At 65.8% G+C, this 23,766-nt stretch carries 17 protein-coding genes; 11 read left to right on the plus strand and 6 right to left on the minus strand.

Translation table 11 applies throughout. The features are described 5' to 3' along the window. Window positions 1-7 precede the first annotated feature (7 nt). Entirely contained in the window at window positions 8-2,605 is a 2,598-nt protein-coding gene (locus N8I74_RS12415; protein ID WP_263123422.1) for a [protein-PII] uridylyltransferase, read from the plus strand. A 12-nt stretch (window positions 2,606-2,617) separates the two neighbouring features. On the opposite strand, the gene N8I74_RS12420 is transcribed toward N8I74_RS12415, so the two are convergent. Beyond that, a complete protein-coding gene (locus tag N8I74_RS12420) occupies window positions 2,618-4,039 on the minus strand; it encodes an MltF family protein (protein ID WP_263123423.1) in 1,422 nt (473 codons plus the stop codon). Between the two features lie 108 nt (window positions 4,040-4,147). Here N8I74_RS12420 and N8I74_RS12425 point away from each other — a divergent pair, with 108 nt between their 5' ends. From N8I74_RS12425 to N8I74_RS12440, 4 genes are all read left to right on the plus strand, one after another. Continuing rightward, window positions 4,148-6,058, plus strand: coding sequence for an ATP-binding cassette domain-containing protein (locus tag N8I74_RS12425; RefSeq protein WP_263123424.1), 1,911 nt, complete (start codon window positions 4,148-4,150; stop codon window positions 6,056-6,058). A 17-nt stretch (window positions 6,059-6,075) separates the two neighbouring features. Then, on the plus strand, window positions 6,076-8,976 hold the full coding sequence (locus tag N8I74_RS12430) for a PAS domain S-box protein (RefSeq protein WP_263123425.1): 2,901 nt from the start codon (window positions 6,076-6,078) through the stop codon (window positions 8,974-8,976). A 63-nt stretch (window positions 8,977-9,039) separates the two neighbouring features. Beyond that, a complete protein-coding gene (locus N8I74_RS12435; protein ID WP_263123426.1) occupies window positions 9,040-10,629 on the plus strand; it encodes a peptide chain release factor 3 in 1,590 nt (529 codons plus the stop codon). A gap of 192 nt (window positions 10,630-10,821) precedes the next feature. After that, the gene (locus N8I74_RS12440) at window positions 10,822-11,160 is read left to right on the plus strand and encodes a hypothetical protein (protein ID WP_263123427.1); all 339 of its coding nucleotides are present in this window, start codon (window positions 10,822-10,824) and stop codon (window positions 11,158-11,160) included. 1 nt (window position 11,161) lies between these two features. On the opposite strand, the gene N8I74_RS12445 is transcribed toward N8I74_RS12440, so the two are convergent. Both N8I74_RS12445 and N8I74_RS12450 read right to left on the minus strand, forming a co-directional pair. After that, window positions 11,162-11,605 (minus strand): DUF3293 domain-containing protein, encoded by a 444-nt coding sequence (locus N8I74_RS12445; protein ID WP_263123428.1) that lies wholly within the window; start codon window positions 11,603-11,605, stop codon window positions 11,162-11,164. Between the two features lie 72 nt (window positions 11,606-11,677). Then, on the minus strand, window positions 11,678-12,460 hold the full coding sequence (locus N8I74_RS12450; RefSeq protein WP_263123429.1) for an inositol monophosphatase family protein: 783 nt from the start codon (window positions 12,458-12,460) through the stop codon (window positions 11,678-11,680). Between the two features lie 230 nt (window positions 12,461-12,690). Here N8I74_RS12450 and N8I74_RS12455 point away from each other — a divergent pair, with 230 nt between their 5' ends. Beyond that, the gene (locus tag N8I74_RS12455) at window positions 12,691-13,470 is read left to right on the plus strand and encodes an RNA methyltransferase (protein ID WP_263123430.1); all 780 of its coding nucleotides are present in this window, start codon (window positions 12,691-12,693) and stop codon (window positions 13,468-13,470) included. Here N8I74_RS12455 and clsB read toward each other — a convergent pair. The 3 genes from clsB to N8I74_RS12470 all read right to left on the minus strand — a co-directional run bounded on the left by clsB (window position 13,458) and on the right by N8I74_RS12470 (window position 16,700). Beyond that, window positions 13,458-14,675 (minus strand): cardiolipin synthase ClsB, encoded by a 1,218-nt coding sequence (gene clsB / locus N8I74_RS12460; protein WP_263123431.1) that lies wholly within the window; start codon window positions 14,673-14,675, stop codon window positions 13,458-13,460. The genes N8I74_RS12455 and clsB overlap by 13 nt on opposite strands. Continuing rightward, entirely contained in the window at window positions 14,672-15,433 is a 762-nt protein-coding gene (locus N8I74_RS12465) for an endonuclease/exonuclease/phosphatase family protein (RefSeq protein WP_263123432.1), read from the minus strand. The genes clsB and N8I74_RS12465 overlap by 4 nt, the downstream gene beginning before the upstream one ends. Window positions 15,434-15,713: 280 nt before the next feature. After that, a complete protein-coding gene (locus N8I74_RS12470; protein WP_263123433.1) occupies window positions 15,714-16,700 on the minus strand; it encodes a hypothetical protein in 987 nt (328 codons plus the stop codon). A 641-nt stretch (window positions 16,701-17,341) separates the two neighbouring features. On the opposite strand from N8I74_RS12470, the gene N8I74_RS12475 reads away from it, so the two are divergent. From N8I74_RS12475 to N8I74_RS12495, 5 genes are all read left to right on the plus strand, one after another. Then, entirely contained in the window at window positions 17,342-18,622 is a 1,281-nt protein-coding gene (locus tag N8I74_RS12475) for a nucleotide sugar dehydrogenase (protein WP_263123434.1), read from the plus strand. 63 nt (window positions 18,623-18,685) lie between these two features. Beyond that, window positions 18,686-19,756, plus strand: coding sequence for a branched-chain amino acid aminotransferase (locus N8I74_RS12480; protein WP_263123435.1), 1,071 nt, complete (start codon window positions 18,686-18,688; stop codon window positions 19,754-19,756). Then, window positions 19,753-20,259, plus strand: a complete 507-nt coding sequence (locus N8I74_RS12485) for a diadenylate cyclase (RefSeq protein WP_263123436.1) — start codon at window positions 19,753-19,755, stop codon at window positions 20,257-20,259. The genes N8I74_RS12480 and N8I74_RS12485 overlap by 4 nt, the downstream gene beginning before the upstream one ends. Before the next feature lie 56 nt (window positions 20,260-20,315). Beyond that, entirely contained in the window at window positions 20,316-21,527 is a 1,212-nt protein-coding gene (locus N8I74_RS12490) for a benzoate/H(+) symporter BenE family transporter (RefSeq protein ID WP_263123437.1), read from the plus strand. Between the two features lie 52 nt (window positions 21,528-21,579). Continuing rightward, a complete protein-coding gene (locus tag N8I74_RS12495) occupies window positions 21,580-23,661 on the plus strand; it encodes a glycosyltransferase family A protein (RefSeq protein WP_263123438.1) in 2,082 nt (693 codons plus the stop codon). The last annotated feature ends 105 nt before the right edge of the window (window positions 23,662-23,766 follow it).

Consider the following 23,766-nt stretch of genomic DNA (forward strand, 5'->3'; position numbering starts at 1 on the left):
GCACGGCGTGGACCCCGGCAGCCCTGGCCCCACCACCGCACAGGCCCCGCTGCGCTCGCTGGCAGTGCTGCGTGAAGCGCATGTCTCGGCCAAGCAGGCACTGATGCAGGCCTGCGGCGATCCACGGCTGTCGGCACCGCTGCTGCGCCGGCTGGCGCGGCTGACCGACCGCACGCTGGCGGAACTGTGGGGACGCCACCGTTTTCCCGCCGAAACACTGCTGGTGGCGGTGGGCGGCTACGGGCGCGGCGAGCTGTATCCGTTCTCCGACGTGGATCTTTTGATCCTGCTGCCCGACACCCCGTCGCCGGCCTTGCTCGAAGAGCTGGAAGTGCTGGTCGGCGAGCTGTGGGACATCGGTCTGGAGGTCGGGCATGCGGTGCGGACCGTTGCCGACTGCCTGGCCGAGGCGGAAAAGGACATCACGGTGCAGACCGCACTGATCGAGGCACGCCGGGTCGCCGGCGACCGTGCACGCTTCGACGACTTCCTCGCCGCGGTGCTGCGCCACGTCGATCCCAAGAATTTCTTCGAAGCCAAGCTGCTGGAGCAGCAGGCGCGCTACGGCAAGTTCCAGAACGCCACCTACAAGCTCGAACCCAATATCAAGGAAGCGCCGGGCGGGCTGCGCGACCTGCATCTGGTCGGCTGGATCGCAGCGGCGCTGGGCCTGGGGCGTGACTGGCGCGCGCTGGCCGCGCAAGGGTTGCTGACCGGAGAGGAAAGCCTCAAGCTGCGCCGCGCCGAGCGGGTGTTGCGCACCTACCGCATCCAGCTGCACCGGCTCGCCCGGCGGCGGGAGGACCGCATCCTGTTCGACCACCAGAACCGGCTGGCGCAGGACTTCGGCTTCACCGATGACCATTTCAACCGCGCCAGCGAGCAGCTGATGGCCCACTACTACCGCGCCGCGCGGGTGGTTGGCCAGCTCACGCCCCTGCTGGTGCAGGCGCTGCGCAACCGGATCTATTCGCAGGTGGGCGCCGAGCTGGTCGCGCTGAACCCGCGCTTCAATCTGCGCGGCGGCCAATTGGAGATCGCCGCGCCGGACACCTTCCAGCGCAATCCGTCGGCCATCCTGGAATTGTTCCTGCTGACCGAGCGTGAACGGGCGATCACCGACATTGCGCCGGAAACGCTGCGCGCGCTGTGGCACGCCCGGCCGCTGATCGATGAACGTTTTCGTGCCGATCCGGCCAACCAGGCATTGTTCGTCCAGTTGTTCCGCGAGCCACGCGGCCTGACCCGCGCGCTGCGCCGGATGAACCAGTACGGCGTGCTCGGCCGCTACATCCCGGAATTCGGCCAGCTCGTGGGGCGGATGCAGCACGATCTCTTCCACGTGTACACGGTGGACGAGCACACGCTGATGGTGGTGCGCAACATGCGCCGCTTCGCGGTGCCGGCATTCACCCATGAATACCCGCTGTGCTCGCGGCTGATCGAAGAGTTCGAGCGGCCCGAGGTGCTGTACCTTGCTGCGCTGTTCCACGATATCGGCAAGGGGCGCGGCGGCGATCATTCGGCCCTCGGCGCCCAGATCGCCGAAGGCTTCTGCACGCGCCATCCGCTTGCACCGGAGGATGCCGCGCTGCTGCCCTGGCTGGTCGCCCAGCACCTGACGATGTCGCACGTGGCGCAGAAGCAGGATGTCTATGACCCCGAAGTGGTGGCGGCCTTTGCCGCCAAGGTCGGCACACCGCGTCGGCTCACCGCGCTGTACCTGCTGACCGTGGCCGACATCCGCGGCACCAGCCCCAAGGTATGGAACGCCTGGAAGGCCAAGCTGCTCGAGGATCTGTACCACGCCACGCTGCGCTATCTGCGCGAGCGCAACCTTGACACACACTCCTGGCTGGAAGCGCGCAAGGAAGAGGCGCTGCGGCGGCTACGGCTCTATGGGTTGCGCCCGGATGCCCACGAGGCCCTGTGGCGCGAGCTCGATACGGTGTATTTCCTGCGCCACGACGCCCGCGAGATCGCCTGGCAGACCCGGCAGCTCTACGGCCGGGTGCATACCCCGGCGCCGGTGGCGCGTGCCAGGCTGTCCGAATCCGGCGAAGGGCTGCAGGTGCTGGTGTACACGCGCGACGCCCCCGACCTGTTCGCCCGCATCTGCGCCTTCTTCGAGCGCGCCGGCTACACCATCTTCGATGCCCATGTGCATACCACGCGGCACGGCTATGCGCTCGACAGCTTCTATGTGTATATCCCCGACGAGCGCGTGGGCAGCTACCGCGATCTGACCGGCTTCGTCGAGTATGAGCTCGCGCAGGCCATCGCCCAGGACACCCCGCTGCCGCCACCTGCCAAGGCGCGGGTATCGCGGCAGCAGCGGCATTTCCCGGTGACGCCGCATGTGCTGATCCGTCCGGACGAGCGCGGTCGCTATCACATCCTGTCGATCACCGCGGGCGATCGCACCGGCCTGTTGTCCGCCATCGCCCGGGTGCTGGCGGCGCAGCGCATCGATATCCATTCGGCCAAGATCATGACGTTGGGCGAGCGGGCCGAGGACAACTTCCTGATCAGTGGTGCCGTGCTGGCGGATGAAACCGCGACCCGGCAGCTCGAAAGCGCGCTGCTGCAGGCGCTGCAGACCTGACCCGCCGCGAGGCTAGCGTGGCTCGACCGCGCTGGCCGCTGCCATGCTCGGGGCCGGCAGGCGCTCCGCCGCCTGATAGGCCAGATAGAAGCGGTTGACCGACGAGACGTAGTCCAACAGGCGCTGGCCCACCATCCGCCTGGCCACCAGTTCCACGTTGCCACCCCAGCGGTTCGGGTCCAGCCCCTCCCGGGCCGCCTGCCGCCGCAGTTGCTGCACCCGCCCTTCGCCGGCGTTGTAAGCGGCGAGCATGAAATAGAGCTGATCATCCTCGGTGATCTCCGAGTGGGTGAACAGCCTGCGCAGATACGACAGGTAGCGCGCCGCCGCGGTGATGTTGCCCTCGTTGCCGTGCGGGTCCTTCACCCCCATCTTGCGTGCGGTGCTCGGGTTGACCTGCATCACCCCGGTCGGGCCGTTCTCGCGCTTGACCGCGCGCAGCTTCGATTCGCGCTGGCCGATCGCGGCCAGCAGCAGCCAGTCCATGTCGTTGGCAGCCGCCACCATCCGGAACACCGGCCCCAGCACCGCCAGGCGGTCGAGTCCCGCGGCCGCCCGCTCGGGAAGCACCGCCCGGCCGTCCACCGGCAGAAGGCGCTGCGTCTGCGCGGCTGCCTGCGACGCCAGCCGGCCCTTGGCTGCGATGAAGCGGTTCAGCTCGTCCAGCAACTGTGTATGCCGCGGCGACACGGCCCACGCCACCGGCACCGCCTCGTCGACACAGCCGTCCAGCCGCAGGTTGGGCAGGCGCTTCTGCCACAGCTTGAAGACATAGCGGCTGGCCAGCGTGACCGTGTCGCCACCCGAATTGATCGACAACAGCAGGCTTTCCGCACTGGCACCTTCGACCGCATCCATCACCCGCACCTCGCCGTGCCCGGCCACCAGGCGGCGTGCGAAACCGGCCTTGGGCAGGGTCAACGGCGTCTCCTGCAGCGCCGACAGATCCGCCAGCGCGGCACGCTCACGATGCCGTACCAGGCACCAGGCATCGGTGAGGTAGGGTTCGGTGTAGCGCACCAGTTGCGCCACCGAGGGCAGCACCGGCATCAGGCCGGCGGCCATGTCGCCCCGCCCTTCCACCAGTGCCGCGATCAGCTCGCCCTGCTCGATCGGTACATACAGCACCCGGGTCGGCGGGCGGCTGGCGGGCCGGTTGCGGTTCAGGAAGAGTTCCAATTCGGCGAGCATGTGCTGCTCGACCCCGTGCGGGGCGCCGTTGCGGAAGAAGAAGGTGCTTGGCCCCTTGGCGACCAGCACCCGCAGACGGCGCGGCGGATTGGCCGGGTCGTAGTCGCCCTCGGCAAGGTCGGTGGGCCCCTCCAGCTGCGGATGCGCCGCATCGGCGGCGGCAGCCCGTGCGCCCTCGGCCTGCGCGGCAGGACCGGCCAGCAGCAACGCGGCGGCCATGCAAATGGAATTGACAATACGCATGCGCCGATTCTAGCGGCAAATGCCGCTGCGGTCCCGGCCCTTGTCAGTGACGGTCGGCAACCGCGCGCCGCAGGTATAATCGCCCGACCTTTCCCTTCCATGCTGATCATGCCGCTCCTGCTCGTCGAACAAGCCAGTCTCGCCTTCGGCCACTGGCCCCTGCTGTCCCAGGCCACACTGGCGTTGGAGGCCGGGGAGCGGGCCGGACTGATCGGGCGCAACGGCCAGGGAAAATCCTCGCTGCTCAAGGCCATCGCCGGCGTGATCAAGCTTGACGACGGCGAAATCCGCATCGCCCAGGACGCGCGCGTGGCCTATGTGGCGCAGGAGCCGCAGTTTGCCGAAGGCGCCACGGTGTTCGAGGCCGTGGCCGACGGCCTGGGCGATCTGCGGCAGCTGCTGACCGACTATCACCATGCGGCCCTGCACCAGGACGGCAGTGCAGCGGCGCTGGCGCGGCTCACCGAGCTGCAGTCGGCGCTGGAGGCGCGCGACGGCTGGCGTTTCGATGCATCGATCCATGCCACGCTGTCACATCTGGGCCTGGCGCCCGATGTGCCCGTCGCCGCGCTGTCTGGCGGCTGGAAGAAGCGGGTGGCGCTGGCCCGGGCACTGGTCTCTGAACCGCAGCTGTTGCTGCTGGACGAGCCGACCAATCATCTGGACGTGACCGCGATCGAGTGGCTCGAGACGCTGCTCAACGGCTTTGCCGGCAGCGTGCTCTTCGTCACCCACGATCGGCGCTTCCTGGACAACGTGGCCACCCGCATCATCGAACTAGACCGCGGCCGCGTGACCGGTTTTCCGGGCAACTTCAGCGCCTACGAGGCCCGCAAGACCGAGCTGCTGGCGCAGGAGGAAACGGTCAACCGCAAATTCGACAAGTTCCTCGCCCAGGAGGAGGTGTGGATCCGCAAGGGAGTCGAAGCACGGCGCACCCGCAATGAGGGCCGGGTACGCCGATTGGAGGCGCTGCGCCGCGAACGAACCGCGCGCCGGGAACGCCAGGGCCGGGTGAATTTCCAGCTCGACGCGGGCGAGCGCTCGGGCAAGCTCGTTGCCGAGTTCGAGCACGTCTGCAAGTCCTATCGCGACGAAGCCGGCCGCGAAAAGGTGATCGTGCGCGATTTCACCACCCGGCTGATGCGGGGCGACCGGGTCGGCCTGATCGGCCCCAACGGCATCGGCAAGACCACGCTGCTGAAACTGATCCTGGGCGAACTGGCGCCCGACAGTGGCACCATCAAGCGCGGCACCAATCTGCAGGTGGCCTACTTCGATCAGTTCCGTACCCAGCTGGACGAGGAGGCGGCCATCGTCGATGTGATCGGCCAGGGCAAAGACTATGTCGAGATCGGCGGGGCGAAGAAGCATGTGATGGGCTATCTGGAGGAGTTCCTGTTCGCACCGGAACGTGCGCGCAGCCCGGTCAGATCGCTTTCGGGCGGCGAGCGCAACCGGCTTTTGCTGGCCATGCTGTTCACCAGGCCGGCCAACGTGCTGGTGCTCGACGAGCCGACCAACGATCTGGACATCGATACCCTGGATCTGCTGGAGGCGTTGCTGGCCGACTATCCGGGCACGGTGTTCCTGGTCAGCCATGACCGGGCGTTCCTGGACAACGTGGTCACGCAGACCATCGCGTTCGAGGGCGACGGCATGCTGGTGGAGAACCCCGGTGGCTACAGCGACTACCAGGCGGTGCAGGCGCGACGCGCCGCCACGCCGGCGGTGAAGAAGACCGAGTCTGCCGCTCCCCGGCCGGCAGCGCCCGCGGAACGCGCGCGCGCCAGAAGCCAGAAACTCGGCTACAACGAGCAGCGCGAGCTGGAACGCCTGCCCGGTGAGATCGAACAGTTGGAAACCGAGCAGGCCACACTGCAGCAGGCGCTGCTGGATCCTGCGCTCTACCGCAGCGAGCCGCTCAAGGCCAGGCAAATGCAGGATAGAATCGACGCCATCGAAGCGGCCCTCCTGGACAAACTCGAACGTTGGGAGCAGCTGGAAGCCAAACGCTGATCCACCTTGAGCGCTTAATGAACAGGCTCTTCCAACAGCGCCCGCCCGAGGCGCCGCACACCTCGCTCAAGCCGTTGCGCATCGGCCTGATCGTGTTCTACTGCGCGCTGCTGGTGGCAGTGGGGACAGCGCTGTTCTGGATGAGCATGCGCGACTACCAGGACACGCTGATCAGCCTGGAGCGGCAGCAGCTCTCGTTGGCCCGCTCGCTGGACGAGCACGCGACGCGCACCTTCATCTCGGTCGAGCAAGGCATGCAGAACATCGTCGAGAGCCTGGAGGACCTGGGCGGCGTCGATCGTGCCGAGGAATACAGCATGCATGTGCTGCTGCGCGACAAGGTGCGGCTCACGCCGCAGACGCGCGGCATCATCACCATCGACGCCAACGGCGACATCCGTGCGCACGGGCTCGAATACCCGGCGCGCCGCGTCAATCTCGCCGACCGTGACTACTTCGTCTACCACCGCACCTTCAACGATTTGCGGCTGCGCATGGACAAGCCGGTCATCAGCCGCACCGACAATCTGTGGTTGATCCCGGTCACCCGGCGCATCGACCGGCCCGACGGCAGCTTCGGCGGCGTGGTGCTGGCCGGGGTGGAGCCGGAGTATTTCCTGCGCTTCTACCAATCGCTCAAGCTGCCGCCGTCCACCCGGGTGGAACTGCTGCGCGGCGACGGCATGGTGCTGCTCAACTTCCCGTTCTCTGCAAAGACACTCGGCAGCAATGTGCGTGAAGCGGCGCCACTGGAGTTCGAGGCCCGGCGGCTCAAGCAGGCCTCGGTGTATCGCGAGCGCGACAACAGCGGCGGCGCGGACCGGCTTTCGGTATTCCATACCAGCAGCAGCGAACTGCCGCTGATCGTGCATATCTCGGTGGACCTGGACAGCGCGCTGGGCAAATTCCGCAGCGATCTCACCACCCGCGCCATCGGCGCGATCACGCTGGTGCTGGTGGTGACGGTGCTGTTGTACCTGCTGCTGCGCCAGTTGCGCCACGTGGAGGAGATCGAATCGCGGCTCTACCTGACGCAATTCACCGTCGATGAATCGCCCGACGTGGTGTTGTGGGCCGATCAGGCCGGGCAGCTGCGCTACACCAACCATGCCGCCGAGCGCCAGAGCGGGCTGGGGCGCGAGGAACTGCTCGCCTCGCATCTGACCGACCTGTTCCCCGACATGGGGGACATGCAGTGGCAGGACATCTGGGACAAGCTGAACAGCGATCGCCGGCTGATCCTTAACAGCCACCTGCGTGACCAGACCGGCAACCTGCTGCCGGTGGAGATCACGTTCAGCCATATCGAATTCAACGCCGCCGCCTACGCCTGCTGCACAGTACGCGACACCACCGAGCAGCAGAACACCGAGCGTGAGCTGCGCCGCCACCGCGACCACCTGCAGGATCTGGTGCTGGAACGCACCACTGAGATCCGCACCGTGCTGGATGCGAGTCCGCTTGCCATCATGCTGTCGGTCAAGAACTCGGTGCGCCTCGTCAACCCGGTGTTCGAGACCCTGTTCGGCTTCAACGCCAGCGACATCATCGGCCTGCCCACCCATTCGCTGTTCGCCTCGCCCGGCCGCTACGACGAGATCATGCAGACGGTATGGGCCCGCGTCAGCGCCGGCGGCGTGTTCCGCGGCGAGGTGGAGCTTTACCGGCGCGACCATTCGAACTTCTGGGCCATGGTCTACGCCAAGGCGTTGGTACCGGGCGACGCGGCCAAGGGGGTGATCTGCGTGATCGAGGATGTGACCGCGCAACGGATCGCCGCGCAGGCGCTGCGCCAATCCGAACGCCTGAAGCGCACCATCATCGATACCACGGCCGACGGCTTCATCCTGGTCGATGCCGAGCGCCATATCGTCGACGTCAACCAGGCGTTCTGCCTGCTGCTGGGCTACCGGCGCGAGGACCTGATCGGTCAGCAGCCCGAGCGCATGTGGGGCGAGGCAGCGGCGCAGATCTTTCCCCCTGATCTGGCCGAGCGCGACGTCACGCTCAACCATATCGAGGAAGTGACGCTGCTGACCATCAACAGCGACGCGATGCCGTTCCTGGTGAATTCGGCGGCGATCCTCGACGACAACCGGGTGCTGGAATACGCGTTCGCCTTCCTGACCAACATCTCCTACCTCAAGGAGATCGAACGCAACATGGTGGAGGCCAAGGAATCCGCTGAAGCAGCCAACCTGGCCAAGTCGGCCTTCCTCGCCAACATGTCGCATGAGCTGCGTACGCCCATGCATGCCATCCTGTCGTTCTCCGAGATGGGGTTGTCCAAGTCCGGCAAGACCGAACCGAACAACCTCGCACGCTATTTCGAACGCATCCATTCCAGCGGCAACCGGCTGCTGGTGTTGCTGAACGATCTGCTGGACATGTCGCGGCTGGAAGCCAACCGGATGACCTACGACAAGGCGCGCAGCAACCTGCAGCAGACCGTGCAGGGCGCGGTGCAGGAGATCGCGCCGCTGCTCAACGCGCGCGGCCTGCATCTGGACATGGACGAGGGTGCCTCGCCGCTGTTTGCGATGTTCGACCGTGCGCGGCTGACCCAGGTGGTGGTCAATCTGCTCTCGAACGCCATCAAGTTCAGCCGCACCAACGGCGGGATCGAGATCCGCTTCCTGGAGCTGTCGCTGCTGCAGGACGGCATGCCCGGCGTGGGGCTGACGGTGCGCGACCATGGGCCGGGCATCCCGGAAGGCGAGGAGGAGCTGATCTTCGACAAGTTCATCCAGAGCAGCCGCGTGCGCGATCCGGGCGGCGGCACCGGGTTGGGCCTCGCCATCAGCCGTCAGATCATGCAGGACCACGGCGGCGAGATCTTCGCCGCCAACCACCCCGAGGGCGGTGCTGTGTTCACACTGCTGCTGCCCAGCGACGCTCCGGCCGCGCCGGCGCGCTGATCCTGCTTTTGCCGCAACGGCGCTTGCCGTACAATCCGCCGTTTTTGCCAGCGGTGCCACGCCATGAGCGAGATCGCCCACGAAGTCGCGCAACGCCGCACCTTCGCCATCATCTCCCACCCCGATGCGGGTAAGACCACGTTGACCGAGAAGCTGCTGTTCTTCTCGGGTGCCATCCAGATGGCGGGCACCGTCAAAGGCAAGAAGGGCGGCAAGTTCGCCACCTCAGACTGGATGGAGATCGAAAAGCAGCGCGGCATCTCGGTCGCTTCCAGCGTGATGCAGTTCGACTACCGCGAGCATGTGGTCAACCTGCTCGACACACCCGGCCACCAGGATTTCTCGGAAGACACCTACCGGGTGCTCACCGCCGTCGACTCGGCGCTAATGGTGATCGACGCCGCCAAGGGGGTGGAGGAACAGACCATCAAGCTCCTGAACGTGTGCCGGCTGCGCAATACGCCCATCGTCACCTTCATGAACAAGTACGACCGGGAAGTGCGCGATTCGCTGGAACTGCTGGACGAGGTGGAAAGCATCCTCAAGATCCGCTGCGCACCCATCACCTGGCCGGTCGGCATGGGCAAGACCTTCCGCGGGGTGTACCACATCCACAAGGACCAGGTGCTGCTGTTCACCCCCGGCCAGGGTCCGCTCGACGAAGTCGAGGTGATCGAGGGCATCGACAATCCGCGGCTGGACGAACTGTTCCCACTGGAGATCGAGCAGACCCGGATGGAGCTGGAACTGGTACGCGGGGCCTCGCACCCCTTCGTGCTGGATGAATTCCTCGCCGGCACGCTGACACCAGTGTTCTTCGGCTCGGCGATCAACAACTTCGGCGTGCGCGAGATCCTCGATTCGCTGGTCGACTGGGCGCCCGCACCGGGCCCACGCGATGCCACCATCCGGGCGATCGACCCGACCGAGGAGAAATTCTCGGCCTTCGTGTTCAAGATCCAGGCCAACATGGACCCGCGCCACCGCGACCGCATCGCCTTTCTGCGGGTATGTTCGGGCCGGTTCGAGCGCGGGATGAAATTCAGGCATCTGCGGCTGAACCGCGAGATCGCCGCCAATTCGGTGGTCACCTTCATGGCGCAGGGCCGCGAACAGGTGGAAACGGCCTACGCCGGCGACATCATCGGTGTGCCCAACCACGGCAATATCCAGATCGGCGACTCGTTCTCGGAAGGCGAGCCGCTGTCGTTCACCGGCATCCCCTACTTCGCACCCGAGTTGTTCCGGATCGCCCGCATCAAGAACCCATTGAAGATCAAGCAGTTGCACAAGGGTCTTCAACAGCTGGGTGAAGAAGGCGCAGTCCAGGTGTTCAAGCCGCTCAATGGCGCGGACCTGATCCTGGGCGCGGTGGGCGTGCTGCAGTTCGAGGTGGTCGCCAGCCGGTTGGCCAACGAATACGGCGTGGAAGCGGTCTTCGAGTCGACCAGCATCCATACCGCACGCTGGATCACCTGCGAGGATGCGCGGATGCTGGCCGACTTCGAAAAGCAACTGGTCAACAACCTGGCGCGCGACGCGGCCGACAGCCTCGCCTACCTCGCCACCAGCCGCGTCAACCTGGAGCTGACGCAGGAGCGCTGGCCCAAGCTGGTATTCCACGCCACCCGCGAACACGCCGTGACGCTCTGACCTGCCCGTACGGCACGCCGGATGCCCTGCGTGCCATCCCCCCTCCCGAGCCGCGCCCCCTCACCCCTCACCCTCCTAAGTGGCAATGCTCGCGCCTGCCATGCAACTAATAGCGCTCCGCGCGGAACCGGCTGGCTATAAAGAACGCATCTTCATCAGCAGGGTGATCGCCGCGCCCCATGGCGCGATGCCGTGCTCATGCGACTGCCGCCCGTTGCTTCGTCTTCCCGCCTCACCGCCTGCGCCGCGCTGCTGCTGACCCTTGGTCTGGCACTGCTGGCCGTGGTGCCGGTGGACACCGCTTCGCAGCTTGCCTTTGGCGGCTTCGCTGTCCTCACGCTGTTCGGACTCAAGCGTCTGGGCCGCTTCGAACACTATCGGCTGTTCTTCCTGCTGCTGGCGGCACTGCTCACGCTGCGCTACCTGTATTGGCGCACCACCTCGACCCTCGGCTATGGCGCTCGCGATGCGCTGTTCAGCCGCGACCTGCCGTACCAGGCACGCGACTTCGCCACGCCGTCTTTCCCCTGATTCAGGCGGAACGGGGGCACCACAGCAACTGCGCCGGGCCACCCACCTCACCATGCAGCACCGCGTTCTGCTCGAAGCGCTGCCCGAGCTGCAATGCCTCGGCACGAGGCAGATCAAGCACCAGCAATGCCGGTTCAGGTGCCCAGTCGGCGGTATCGGGTTCCCCCACCGCGTCCAGGCAGCGGTAGCCCAGACGGGCCACCGCGTCGATCAGGTTCTGCTGCCGCGCACGGTTTTCATGCGCACACAGCTGCGCTGCCGAATAGGGATTGCTGGCCGAGACCACGGCCCAGCACGACGCACCCTGGGCTGCCAGCAAACGATCCAGTGGCGGATGGCGCGCATCGATGCGGATGCCCACACCCCAGTCAGGCACCCGGTAACAGGTCGCCCGATAGGCTGCGCCGAAACGATGCTCCAGCTGTGCAACCGTCAGCACCTGCATATCACCTCCACGCAACGCACGCCCCCACCACAGCACCGGAAAGGACGCGTCCGGGCCAAGCGTGCCCGCAGCTCAATTCATATGTTGCTTGATTAGGTGCAGCATCTGTCCGAACACGCGCGGCGTGCCGCACAGCACATCGCCCGACTGCAGATAGTGCTCCTCGCCGGCAAGGTCGGTCACCAGTCCGCCCGCCTCCTGCACCAGCAGGATGCCGGCAGCGATGTCGTGCACCTTCAGATCGAATTCGAAGAAGCCGTCGAACCGGCCGCAGGCCACGTAGGCAAGATCGAGAGCCGCTGCGCCCGGACGGCGCACGCCGGCCGCCTGCTGCGCCATGTCGCGGAAGATCGCCAGGTAGGTTTCCAGGTTGTTGAACTTGGTATACGGAAAACCGGTGCCGATCAGCGCGTCGGAGAGGTCGCGCACCTTCGAGACGCGGATGCGCCGGTCGTTCAGGAAGGCACCGACGCCGCGCGTGGCGGTGAAGAGGTCGTTGCGGTTCGGGTCGTACACCACCGCCTGCGTGATCACGCCCTTGTGCTCCAGCGCGATCGAAATGGCGTACTGCGGAAAGCCGTGCAGGAAGTTGGTGGTGCCGTCGAGCGGGTCGATGATCCAGCAGTATTCGGAGTCGCCCCGGCTGCCCGACTCCTCGGCCAGGATGGCATGCTTGGGATAGGCTTCGAGGATGGTTTCGATGATTGCCGATTCCGCGGCGCGGTCGACTTCCGAGACGAAGTCGTTGTGGCCCTTCTTTTCCGGCGTGATCAGATCGAGGTTGTTCGAAGCGCGCTGGATGACGGAAGCGGCGCGGCGGGCGGCGCGGACTGCGGTGTTGAGCATCGGATGCATGGCGGGTTCCTGTGGCGAAAGAAGCGGTCGGCATGCGCAGCCGGCAGGTCCGGCCTGCCGGCTGCGCGCGGCATCGATGCGGATTGTGTACGGCGGATACGCTCCGGCCGCTTCTAAAGATCGAAAAGTCCCCGGCATTCTAACGCGGCTTGCCGCAGCGCGCCAAAACCCACAACGGTGCGAGGCGCAGTAACATGCAGGCTTTCGCGTGCCCGCGCCACAGGTCTGCCATGCCTTCCAACGACTGTCTTTCCGCGTTCCGCGTCGTGCTGTCCCATACCTCCCACCCCGGCAACATCGGCTCGACCGCCCGGGCGATGAAGACCATGGGCCTGACCCGGCTCTATCTGGTGAACCCCAAGGAGTTTCCATCGCCGATCGCCACCTCGCTCGCCTCCAGTGCCGACGACGTGCTGACCGACGCCATCGTCGTCGATTCGCTGGAAGCGGCGCTGCAGGGCACCACGGTGCAGGTGGCGATGACCGCGCGCCGGCGCGAGCTGGTGCAGCCGCTCGCCACGCCGCGCCAGATCGCGCCGCAGCTCCTGCAGGAGGCGGAACGGGGTGGCGAGGTGGCGCTGGTGTTCGGCACCGAGATGAGCGGCCTGACCATCGACGAAGTACGCCAATGCAACCGGCTGGTCACCATTCCCACCAGCCCGGACTACGCCAGCCTGAACCTGTCGCAGGCGGTGCAGGTGCTCACCTATGAATTGCGCGCCAGCCTGGACGACGACGTGAGTCATCTGGAAACGCCGGGTCCGCTGGCCAAGCACGAGCATGTCGAACTGTTTCTGGAGCACCTGGAAAGCACGCTGCTCACCATCGGCTTTCTCAAACCGTATGCGCCCAAGCGGCTGATGCCGCGGTTGCGCCGCCTCTACCAGCGTGCCCGGCTCGAACAGGAGGAGGTGGACATCCTGCGCGGCGTGCTGCGCGCCACGCTCGAATACGACCGCAATGCGCCGCCGGCGGTGCAATCAGGCGCCAAGCGCGATCATTCCAGATAACGCGGTCCGCCGTAGCGGGTCAGGCTCATGATCAGCCGTACCAGCCCGAAGCATCCCCATACCAACGCCCGCAGCATGAGGCCACCGCGGCGCAGATCGGTCAGGCGCACCGGCGCAGCCGCACGCTCGATGTGGCGGAAGATGTCGTCACGCAGCTCGCCTGCCAGGGTACGGTCGCGCACGAACACATTGGCCTCCCGTGCCAGCAGCAGGCTGAACGGGTCCAGGTTGCTCGAGCCCACGGTTGCCCATTCGCCATCGATGACAGCCGCCTTGGCATGCATGAAACCGGCCTGGTATTCGTGGATGTGCATGCCCGACAGCAGGAAGCGCCGGTAATAGGCGCGCGTGGCCCAATGCAGCAGAAACTGGTCCACCTGGCCCTGCAGTACCAGGACCACCGTCACGCCACGTGCCGCCGCCGCGCGCAGCGCCTGGCGGAAGCGATAGCCCGGCAGGAAGTAGGCGTTGGCGATCACGATCTCGTGGCGGGCGTGCCGGATCGCCCTCAGGTAGGCATGCTCGATATCGTGCCGGTGCCGCAGGTTGTCGCGGATGGCAAAGGCGGCCGCGACGTCGCCGCGGCCGGTCACGTCCACCGGCACCGTGCTGCGCACCGCCCAGCTGCGCTTGAGCTGCACCCAGGCACTGTGCCGCCACAGCCGGTCGAGCGCGTCATGCATCTGCGCCACCACCGGTCCTTCGACCCGGAAGGCGTAGTCATAACGCGGCGCCAGTGCCGACTGGCCCGGCTCCTGGTCGCTCAGGATATTGATGCCGCCGACGAACCCCACCCGTCCATCGATCACGGCAAGCTTGCGGTGCAGCCGCCGCAGCCGGCTGCGGTTGACCGAAAACGTCGTGTTGGGCCGGAAGAACAGCAGCCACGCCCCCGCATCGGCGAGGCGCTGCTGCCACTGCAGCGGGAACTGCCGCGCACCGAAACCGTCGACCTGCAGCTTGACCCGTACGCCGCGCAGTGCTGCCGCCGCCAGCGCCGCGACAACGCGCTCGCCGATGTCATCCGCCTCGAACAGATAGCTTTCCAGGAAGATCTCGACGCGCGCGCACTCGATCTCCCCCAGCAGCAGCGGAAAGAAATCGCTGCCGTTGTACAGCAGTCGCACGCGGTGCCCGGGCAGGAACACTTCCGCGCGCGGCAGACGCCAGTCGCGCAGACGCGCCAACGCCGCCGGGCGCCTCATCCGTGCATGCTCTCGCGTACCAGCTCCGCGTAGAGCGGCGCATGGTCGGAGAGCCCGGTCCAGGGCAGGCCACGCAGCACATGGGCCACTTCGACCTTGAAGCCACGCACGTACATGCGATCCAGCGTCAACACCGGCAGGCGGGCCGGAAAACTGCGCGCCGGTGCGCCATGCAGCGTCTCGAAGGCCTCGATCAGCCCCAGCTCGTGCGCCATGAACGGCGTGGCCTCGCAACGCCAGTCGTTGAAATCGCCGGCCAGCACCACCGGTGCATGCACCGGCACCTCGGCCAGCACATACTCGGCCAGCAACTTGAGCTGCCGGCGCCGATCCTGCGCGCGCAGATTCAGATGGACCGACAGCGCATGCAGCGGGCGCTGCCAATCCGGCACTTCGAGCACCGCATGCAAGAGCCCGCGCTGCTCGTAGCGGTGCAGCGTCAGATCGTGGTTGTCCCAGCGCCGCACCGGAAAGCGCGACAGCAGCGCATTGCCGTGATGGCCATGGCGGTAGTTGGCGTTGCGGCCATAGAGCGCCGTCAGCTCGCCGCCGGCCAGGTACTCGTGTTGCGGATCGATGGGCCAGTAGGCGAAGCGCCGGGCATGCCGTTGATGCGCCCCTTGCACCTCCTGCAGCAGCACGATGTCCGGGACCAGCCGGCTCAGCGCCGCGCGCAGCTCATGCACCACCAGCCGGCGGTTGAAGACGGAGAGGCCCTTGTGGATGTTGTAGGACGCGACCCTTAGTTTGTTTTCCAATTGAATCAACGTCTTGAAATGGACAATGACCGGAGCCGGGCCCGGCCGGCATGAAGGCGGCCGGCCACCGGTGCACGCCAGCGCTTGCGTGGCGTACTGAAATGATATGGGGACACCACGGGCGAAATCCACCCCAAGGCTTACCCTTGCCCCATGCCAGCAGCCACATGCCTGCCGCCAGCACCGGCGTCACGCACACGGAACCGGGCATGGCGTGCCCGGCATCCCTGCGGCCCGACTGCCACCTCACGATGCTCCGGGAGGGCGCTGCCTGCAGCTGTCAGCGCGTCGGCGCGCGGACGATGTCCTGCAGGGTCTGGACCTGCTCATGCTGCTGCTCGCGCAGCGCGGGCCGGCCACGCGACTGGCTTTGCAGCATCCGCAGTTCGGCGGCGGCGGCCATGCGCTCGCGCCGCTGCGCCGGAGAGTCGCGGCTGGGCGTCGGCGGCCGCATCTGGTCCAATGCGCTGTTGATCCGGCGGCCGAAGGCGCTGACCAGGCTTTCGGTCACTTCGAAACCGTTGTGCCGGCTAAAGGGCCTGTCGGTGCGCAAGCCATGCGGCATTTCGCTGAGCAGTTGCTGGCCACTGGTGCCGATCTCGCGGAAAACCTGCCCGGGCGGGACATTGGTCTTGCCAAAGCTGGGCGTGGAGGCGCCATAGGTCGCATCGGTCCGCATGCCCGGCTGCCGTCCCATGTCGACGAGCGCGAACTGGGTGTTGTCCCCCAGATGCTGCACGCGCTGCGCGACGGTATGGCCCGGCGCCCGGGCCAGATCCCAATTCACCGAGTTTCTGATCCCCTGCTCCACGGCACGGTTGAATTCCTGGTCCGATCCCGAGAACCCCGGCGACTTGAGCAAATCCGCCTTCCCCCTGAACAGTTGGGGAAAGCGCTGCATCATGGCCTCGTCGTTGCGTTGCTGGGTGGTCTTGGGCACCAGTGAGTACGCATCGCCGTAGAAACCGGGTCGCTGCACACCGCCCTGCCTGGCACTATCGACCCGATCCGCCTGCTCGGTGGTGTGCCTCATCCCCAGGTATCGCGGCTGCTGCTGATCGGCCAATGACCGCAGGAAGCCGATGTTCTGATGACTCAGCGGACCATGGCGGTCGCCATGGGTCTGATCGAGCCGATGCCCCTGCCCTGAGAACGGCACTACCGGTTGCCCGACGCGCGGATGCTGGGGTGCCACCCAGCTCAGCATGCCGTTCTGGATGATCGGCCGCCTGGCGCCGCCCGCTCCCTGATTGCCCCCACTGTCCATATCCGCCTCGCTCCTGTCATCGGCCCGCTCTTCAAGCTAGCAGCGCCACGCCAGGGCGCAAGGCACGCCGCTTCGGCACTGCGCGCCGGTGGCACCTGGCAATCGCGGCCCGACTCACCCGCTGACTTTCTTCAACCCCTGCCCTTTGCCACAGCTGGTCTATTGTCTTACTTACCCTTGCAGTCGGTCATGCCATTGGAATCATCAGCACTGCCGGTCTGGTGGCTGCCCTGACGATGCCGGAGCACCGGATTTGCCAACGCAAGCCAACGCTCCGTGCGGCATAAACGCTACATCGACTGCTCGCCTCAATGGATTCAAAGCCATTTTCCAAGGGGCTTGTGCAAGACATATTGCATATATCGCGCCAGCCTGTTTGCATAAAACCTGTTTATATTCTTACATTTAAGTTTCTTAATACTTTATTATATTTAAAACAACGGCATACTTTTCAAAAACTGACAATAACACCTGAATTTTTCTTTCCATTAAATTTCCTTAATAGACAAATTTCCAATGGATCGGCAGCTTAGGCGCCCTGTCGGGGTGCTGGCCACGGCACGCCTTGCCGGTGGAGCAGCCCGGCCAGGGCCTGGCTGCCGGCATTCCAAGCAATGGATTCAATTTCCGGGCGAAACAACATGAACGTGATTGCAGTGGTGGGGCTGGGCTATGTCGGCCTGCCTTTGGTGGTCGAATTCGGCAAACATGCGCGGGTGGTGGGTTTCGATATCGACCAGACCAAGGTGGAGCTTTGCGTGCGGGGCAAGGATCCGTCGCAGGAATTGAGCGACGATGAGATGGCGGCAGCGATCCACGCCGGCTTTTCAGCGGACGAAACCGTGCTGGCTGAAGCCGACATGATCATCGTGGCAGTGCCGACCCCGGTGGGCGAAGCGAACATCCCCGATTTCTCGCCGTTGATCTCGGCCAGCCGCAGCGTGGGCCGGCAGATGAAAAAAGGCACCACGGTGGTGTATGAATCCACGGTCTATCCCGGTGCCACCGAGGAAGTCTGCATTCCGGTACTGGAACGGGAATCCGGGTTGACCTGGAAAAAGGATTTCTTTGTCGGCTATTCGCCCGAGCGCATCAATCCGGGTGACCGCGAACATACGCTGGCCAATATCGTGAAAGTGGTCTCGGGCGATACGCCCGAGACGCTGGAACGGGTGGCAAGGCTCTATGAAATGATCGTCAAGCCCGGCGTGCATCGCTGCCACAGCATCATGGCCGCCGAAGCGTGCAAGGTGATCGAGAACACGCAGCGCGATCTCAATATCGCGCTGATGAACGAACTCGCGCTCATCTTCGACCGGCAGGGCATCGATACCTCCGAAGTGCTCAAGGCCGCCGGCACCAAATGGAACTTCATGAAGTTCAGCCCTGGGCTTGTCGGTGGCCATTGCATCGGCGTCGATCCCTATTACCTGACGCACAAGGCCGAGATGTTGGGCTACCACCCGCAAGTGATCCTGGCCGGCCGCCGCATCAACGATGGCATGGCCAAGTTCATCGCCGAGAAGACGGTCAAGACCATGATCGCCGCCGGCAATTACGTCAAGAATTCACGCGCCATCGTGCTGGGGCTCACGTTCAAGGAAAACTGCGCCGATCTTCGCAATTCCAAGGTGGCCGACGTGATCAACGAGCTGAAAAGCTATGACGTCGAGGTCTTCGTCCACGACCCGTATGCCGATCCCGAGGAAGCCATGCGCGAATACGGGGTCAAGCTTTACGCCTGGGATGATCTGCCGCGCGCCGATGCCATCGTCGCCGCAGTGCCGCACCGCGCGCTGCTCGAGCGCGACAGCGCCGATTTGCGCAAGAAGCTGATCAAGGGCGGCTGCTTCATCGACGTCAAGGCCAGCTTCGACACGGCCGGCTTTGACGACATGGGCATCCACGTCTGGCGCTTGTAGCCGCCCTGCCCTGACTGCCCGCGCTCCGCGGCTTCATCCCCAGCAGATCCCCAGGAAACAGCGATGAACATCGATATCCAGGTTGCAGCACAGCGCCAGACCAAGCCGGCGCTGAGCGAGGTGCAGTTCGGCTCACACGTCTCGGACCATATGTTTGTGGCCGAGTACGATGCCGGACGCGGCTGGCACAGCCCACGCGTGATGCCCTATGGCGAATTCCGGCTTGATCCGCGCGCACTGGTGCTGCATTACGGCCAGAGCGTGTTCGAAGGGCTCAAGGCCTATCGCCAGGCGGATGGCGGCATCGCGCTGTTCCGCCCCGGCTGCAATGCGGCACGGCTGAACACGTCCTGCGCCAGGATGGCCATGCCGGCGCTGCCCGAGGCGCTGTTCATCGACGGCCTGCAGCGGCTGGTGGCGCTGGAGGCGGCGTGGGTGCCCGATACCAGCGGCGCCGCCCTGTATGCGCGGCCGGTGATGTTTGCCAACGAACCGGTGCTGGGGGTGCGGCGCTCGTCCCGCTATGTGTTCTGCATCATGCTGTGCCCGGTACCGCCCTATTTCCAGATCGGCGATGCGCCGTTCAAGCTGGTGGCGCGCGAGGATTGCGCCCGCACCGCCCAGGGCGGCTGCGGCGACGCCAAGACCTCGGCCAACTACGGGCAGACCATCGTCGAGCTGGAACGCGCACGCCGCGAAGGCTACGACAACCTGTTGTGGCTGGACGCCGCCGGGCACCGTCTGATCGAGGAAGCGGGCATCACCAACGTGTTCATCCGCTACCAGGACAAGGTGGTCACGCCACCGCTGAGCGGTCGCATCCTGCCCGGCATCACGCGCGACAGCGTGATCCGCCTGCTGCGGCATCAGGGCGTTCCGGTGCTGGAGCAGGAGACCACCATCGACGGGCTGGTCGCCGATATCGACGACGGCCGGGTGCGTGAGATCTTCCTGACCGGCACCGCCACCATCGTCGCACCGGTGGGCGAGATCGGCTTTCGCGACCGCCGCCACACACTCGCCCCGGTGGCCCCGGACGACAGCATGGCCGCCGCGCTGTACCGCACGCTGACCGCGATCCAGTACGGCCGGGCCACGGACGAGTTCGGCTGGATGCAGCGGGTGCCGCTATGAACCACGATCTGGAACACCGGTCCGCGCTCGCCTTGCAAGAGGCGCTGCACGAGGTCGCGTGTCGGGCGGACCGTTTTTTCACCGGCACCAGCGTGGTGGTATGCCATACGCTGGATGGGCTGCCGTATCACCCGATGAACGAAGGCTGGCCGGTCGAGCCGGAGCTTGGCCTTGCCGACAACCTCTTGACACTGGCGCATCGCGACAGCCCGTACCACGATGGTTTCCATCTGCTGACGCCCGATCTGCGATTCATCAAGGTGGCCTGCTATCTGGCACCGGGCATTCCCGATGAGCCGCCGCGGGTCTCGTTTGCCGGGCGCGGCAGCCGGTTTTCCACCGCGTATTTCATGTCGCTGCTGCGGCCGGTGGTCTGTGTCGGCATCGTCGGCATCCAGCGTGATGTCACGGTATTCCGGCAAGGCACCATGCTGGCGGCACGCCCGCCCTGCCGGGGCATGCCACCGCCGCATGCGGGCCGGCTGCTGGCGCAGTGTTCGTGATCGCGTGGCGACACTCCCTGCGCCGGCGGGCCCATCCGTTTTCCACAAAGGTAGATATGAACGACAACACCACCATGAATCTGCGCACCTTCCTCACGCTGGAGCAGCTGAAGCGGGATTTCTCCTGGCAATCGGTGATGGCCGGCCTCGTGGCGGTGATCGTCGGCTACGCCGGCCCGACCGTGCTGGTATTCCAGGTCGCGGAAAGTGCCCATCTTTCCAACGCGCAGATCATTTCCTGGCTGTGGGCCTATTCGATCGCCGCCGGCCTCACCACCATCGTCGCCAGCCTGTGGTACCGGATGCCGCTGATCACCGCCTGGTCCACACCGGGGATCGCCTTCCTGATGACGGCGATGGTGGGCGTGCCGCTGTCCGAGGCGATCGGCGCCTTCGTGCTGTCCAATGTGCTGGTCACGCTGATCGGTGCATTCGGACTGCTGCAGAAACTGGTGCGCTGGATTCCGCTGCCGGTGGCATCCGCGCTGAACGGCGGCATCCTGGTGGCGTTCGCGCTCGGCGTCATCAGCTCGCTGCAGCAACAGCCGCTGCTGGTGGGCGGCATGATCCTGGCCTTCTTCCTGGTCCGGCGTTTTTCCCCACGCTGGGCCGTCGCCGCGGTACTGGCGGCCGGCACCGCGCTATGCCTGCTGCTGGACCAGCTGGACCTGGCCGCCCTGTCGGTATCGATGGCCAGTCCGGTCCTGACGCTGCCCACCTTCACCTGGCATGCCACCATCAACATTGCCATCCCGCTCACCGTGCTGGTGCTCACCGGTCAGTACCTGCCGGGTTTCGCAGTGCTCAAGACCGCAGGTTATGAGCCGCCGGTGGACAAGGTCGTCACGCTATGCGGCACCGGCTCGATCCTGGTGGCGCCGTTCGGCTGCCACAACATCAACCCTTCGTCGATGATCGCCGCCATCGTCGCCGGACCCGAGGCGCATCCGGACAAGACCCGCCGTTATGTGGCCGCGGTATGCGCCGGTGTGATCTATCTCGTGTTCGGCACCTTCGCCTCGACCTTTGTCAGCCTGTTCGCCAGCCTGCCGCGGGAAGCCGTCGCGGCATTGGCGGGCCTGGCGCTGCTGTCGGCCATCGCCTCGTCATTCGACGCCGCCTTCGCCAACAGCAAGGGCTCGCTTGCGCCACTGGTGGTGTTCGTCATCGCCGCCAGCGGCATCACCGTGCTGGGTGTGGGTGCGGCCTTCTGGGCCATCGTCAGCGGCATCGTGGTGTGCCACGTGCTGGAACGCAAAGCCCGCTGACCGCCCCCGCCCTTATCCGTTCAACCCGCCTCAACCCCTCATCGAGAAAGACATGAACCAAGACCGTCGTACCCTTTGGAAGCACCTGCCGACCCTGGCGAACCGGCAGCAGACGCCGCAGGCGGCGCTCAACAGCCGGCTGCTGGAACTGATGCATACCTCCAATGTGAACAAGATCGCGCCGCAACAGCTGGCGGATGCGCAACAGGTGCTGGCACTGCGCGAAGCGTTGCTGGCCCGCGGCGACGCCGGGTCGGACGCGGACTGGGGCGAGATCACCGCACTGCAGCGCGGCATCATCGAACGGCACCTGGCGGCCCGCGCCGAATTCTACGGCGCAGACCAGGTGCTGCCCTTCGACGACGCCGCCACGCTGGCACGCGAAGGGCGCGATACCTTCCTGATCATCAAGTTCATGGACGAAGCGCCGCATATCCGCGCCACGCTCGCCTCACTGCTGACCCAGACCCGCGTCGACCTGGGCCGGGTGGTGATCGTGGCGGTGGACAACAATTCCACCGACGGCTCGGACCGCATCATCCAGGAAACCGTCGCCGAGATCGCCTCCAAGGCACGGGTGATCTATGTCAATCAGCCGGTTCCGGGTGGCGGCAGCGCAGCCCGTTATGGCACCGACCGCAGCATGGCCACCCTCTACCGGATGTGCGAACTCGATCAGAACTGGCAGCGGCTGCAGACCGCCCGCCTCGCCGTGACCGACGGCGACACCGTGTATCACCACGAGGTGGTCCACGCACTGTGCGAGCTGTTCGACCAGGAACCCGGCGTGGATGGGGTGATGCCGTTCCTGATCTACAAGCTGACCGCGGCACTGCGCTTCTTCCGCGGATACCGGCCGTTGGACGAGAACGCGCTGGCCGAGATCGCCCGCACCACGATCCCGGTCGCGGTGCAGACCTGCCTGTCCAATACCGATGGCCAACGCAGCTATCCGCACACTGGCCGCCGCCGCGATGGTGACGCCATGCTGCTGCAGCATGTGGACGGCAGCACGGTGCGGGTGCCGCTGGACTGCACCGCGCCGGACGGCCGGCGCTTCGGGGTGCTGCAGGACCCGGATGGCGCGCTGGCATTCGCCTTCGAGGACCGCTACCTGGTGCTGCATCGCGCGCCGGTGTCCGGCTTCGATGCCGCACTGGTCTGCCTGGAAAACCAGGGTATCGGCAAGGACGAGCAATGGAAGTGGCACACGGCGATCGGCCATGACCTTTTTCTGCTGTGGATGTTCCAGCAAGGTGGCGTGCCCGAGGAGATCGTGGCGCCGGACACCAGCGACGCACTGAAGATGTTCCGCTGCTGGGCATTCGCCATCGGCGGCCAGCACCAGTTGTCCCGCCCGGGCCTGAAGATCGTCACCGGCACCGACTACCAGTCCGGCCGCGTGCTGCAGTCGGTGGGTTGCCTCACCGTGCTTGGCACCGCCGGTGCCTGGGCCGAGACCGAGGTCGACCGGCTGGCCAAGATGGTGCGCAACTTCGCCAATGAACAGAGCGTGTTCTACGGCGAGACCCGTTCGCGCGGGCTGGATCGCGCCAGTGGCCTGTACCTGCACATGACGCGCATCCAGGGCAAGGTCGAACAGGAGATCCGCGACTATCCGGACCACTTCTTCCGCGACATCGCCTTCCCCGAGCGGGTGGTGTTCCCGCTGCGCTGGCTGCTGCAGAACGCGATCTGCGCCTACGCCGCCGATGATGCGGCGCTGCGCGGCCAGCTTGAGCAGCAGTTGTTCGTGCCAATGTTCGGCGCCGCCCGCTTCGCCGCGCTGCGCGCCGCGGTGCTGCACGACACGGCGCTGGCACAGTTGCGCCCGCTGCCGCTCGACCCCAAGCGTGATCAGGCGGAGGAGCTGGCCGAGGCGCTGATCATGGATGCCTATCCGGAGATCATGCAGTTCTACGCCCGTACCGTGGCAGCCTGCCTGGATGCCCATGGCGTGCCGCAGGCCGACTATGCCTGGTTGTTCGACGGCATCGAGCAGGGCCGCAACGCGCTCAAGGAAGCGCGCCCGCGCGTCGATCCGGCCGCGGTCTGGCAAGGCAGCGAGTTCGTGATCGACCAGGCCCGTGGCCAGGTGGTGCAGATGCACGACAAGCAGGCCGAAACGGTCTGAGCGACCGCGGATGCCGCCGGCACGCCGGCGGCGCCAGCAACCGCGGCATCCGGCGGTGGCCCGCCGCGTCACGACGCGCACCGGGCCGCCGCCGATACCTTGCAG

Source organism: Chitiniphilus purpureus, from assembly GCF_025642115.1.
Classification (GTDB): domain Bacteria; phylum Pseudomonadota; class Gammaproteobacteria; order Burkholderiales; family Chitinibacteraceae; genus Chitiniphilus; species Chitiniphilus purpureus.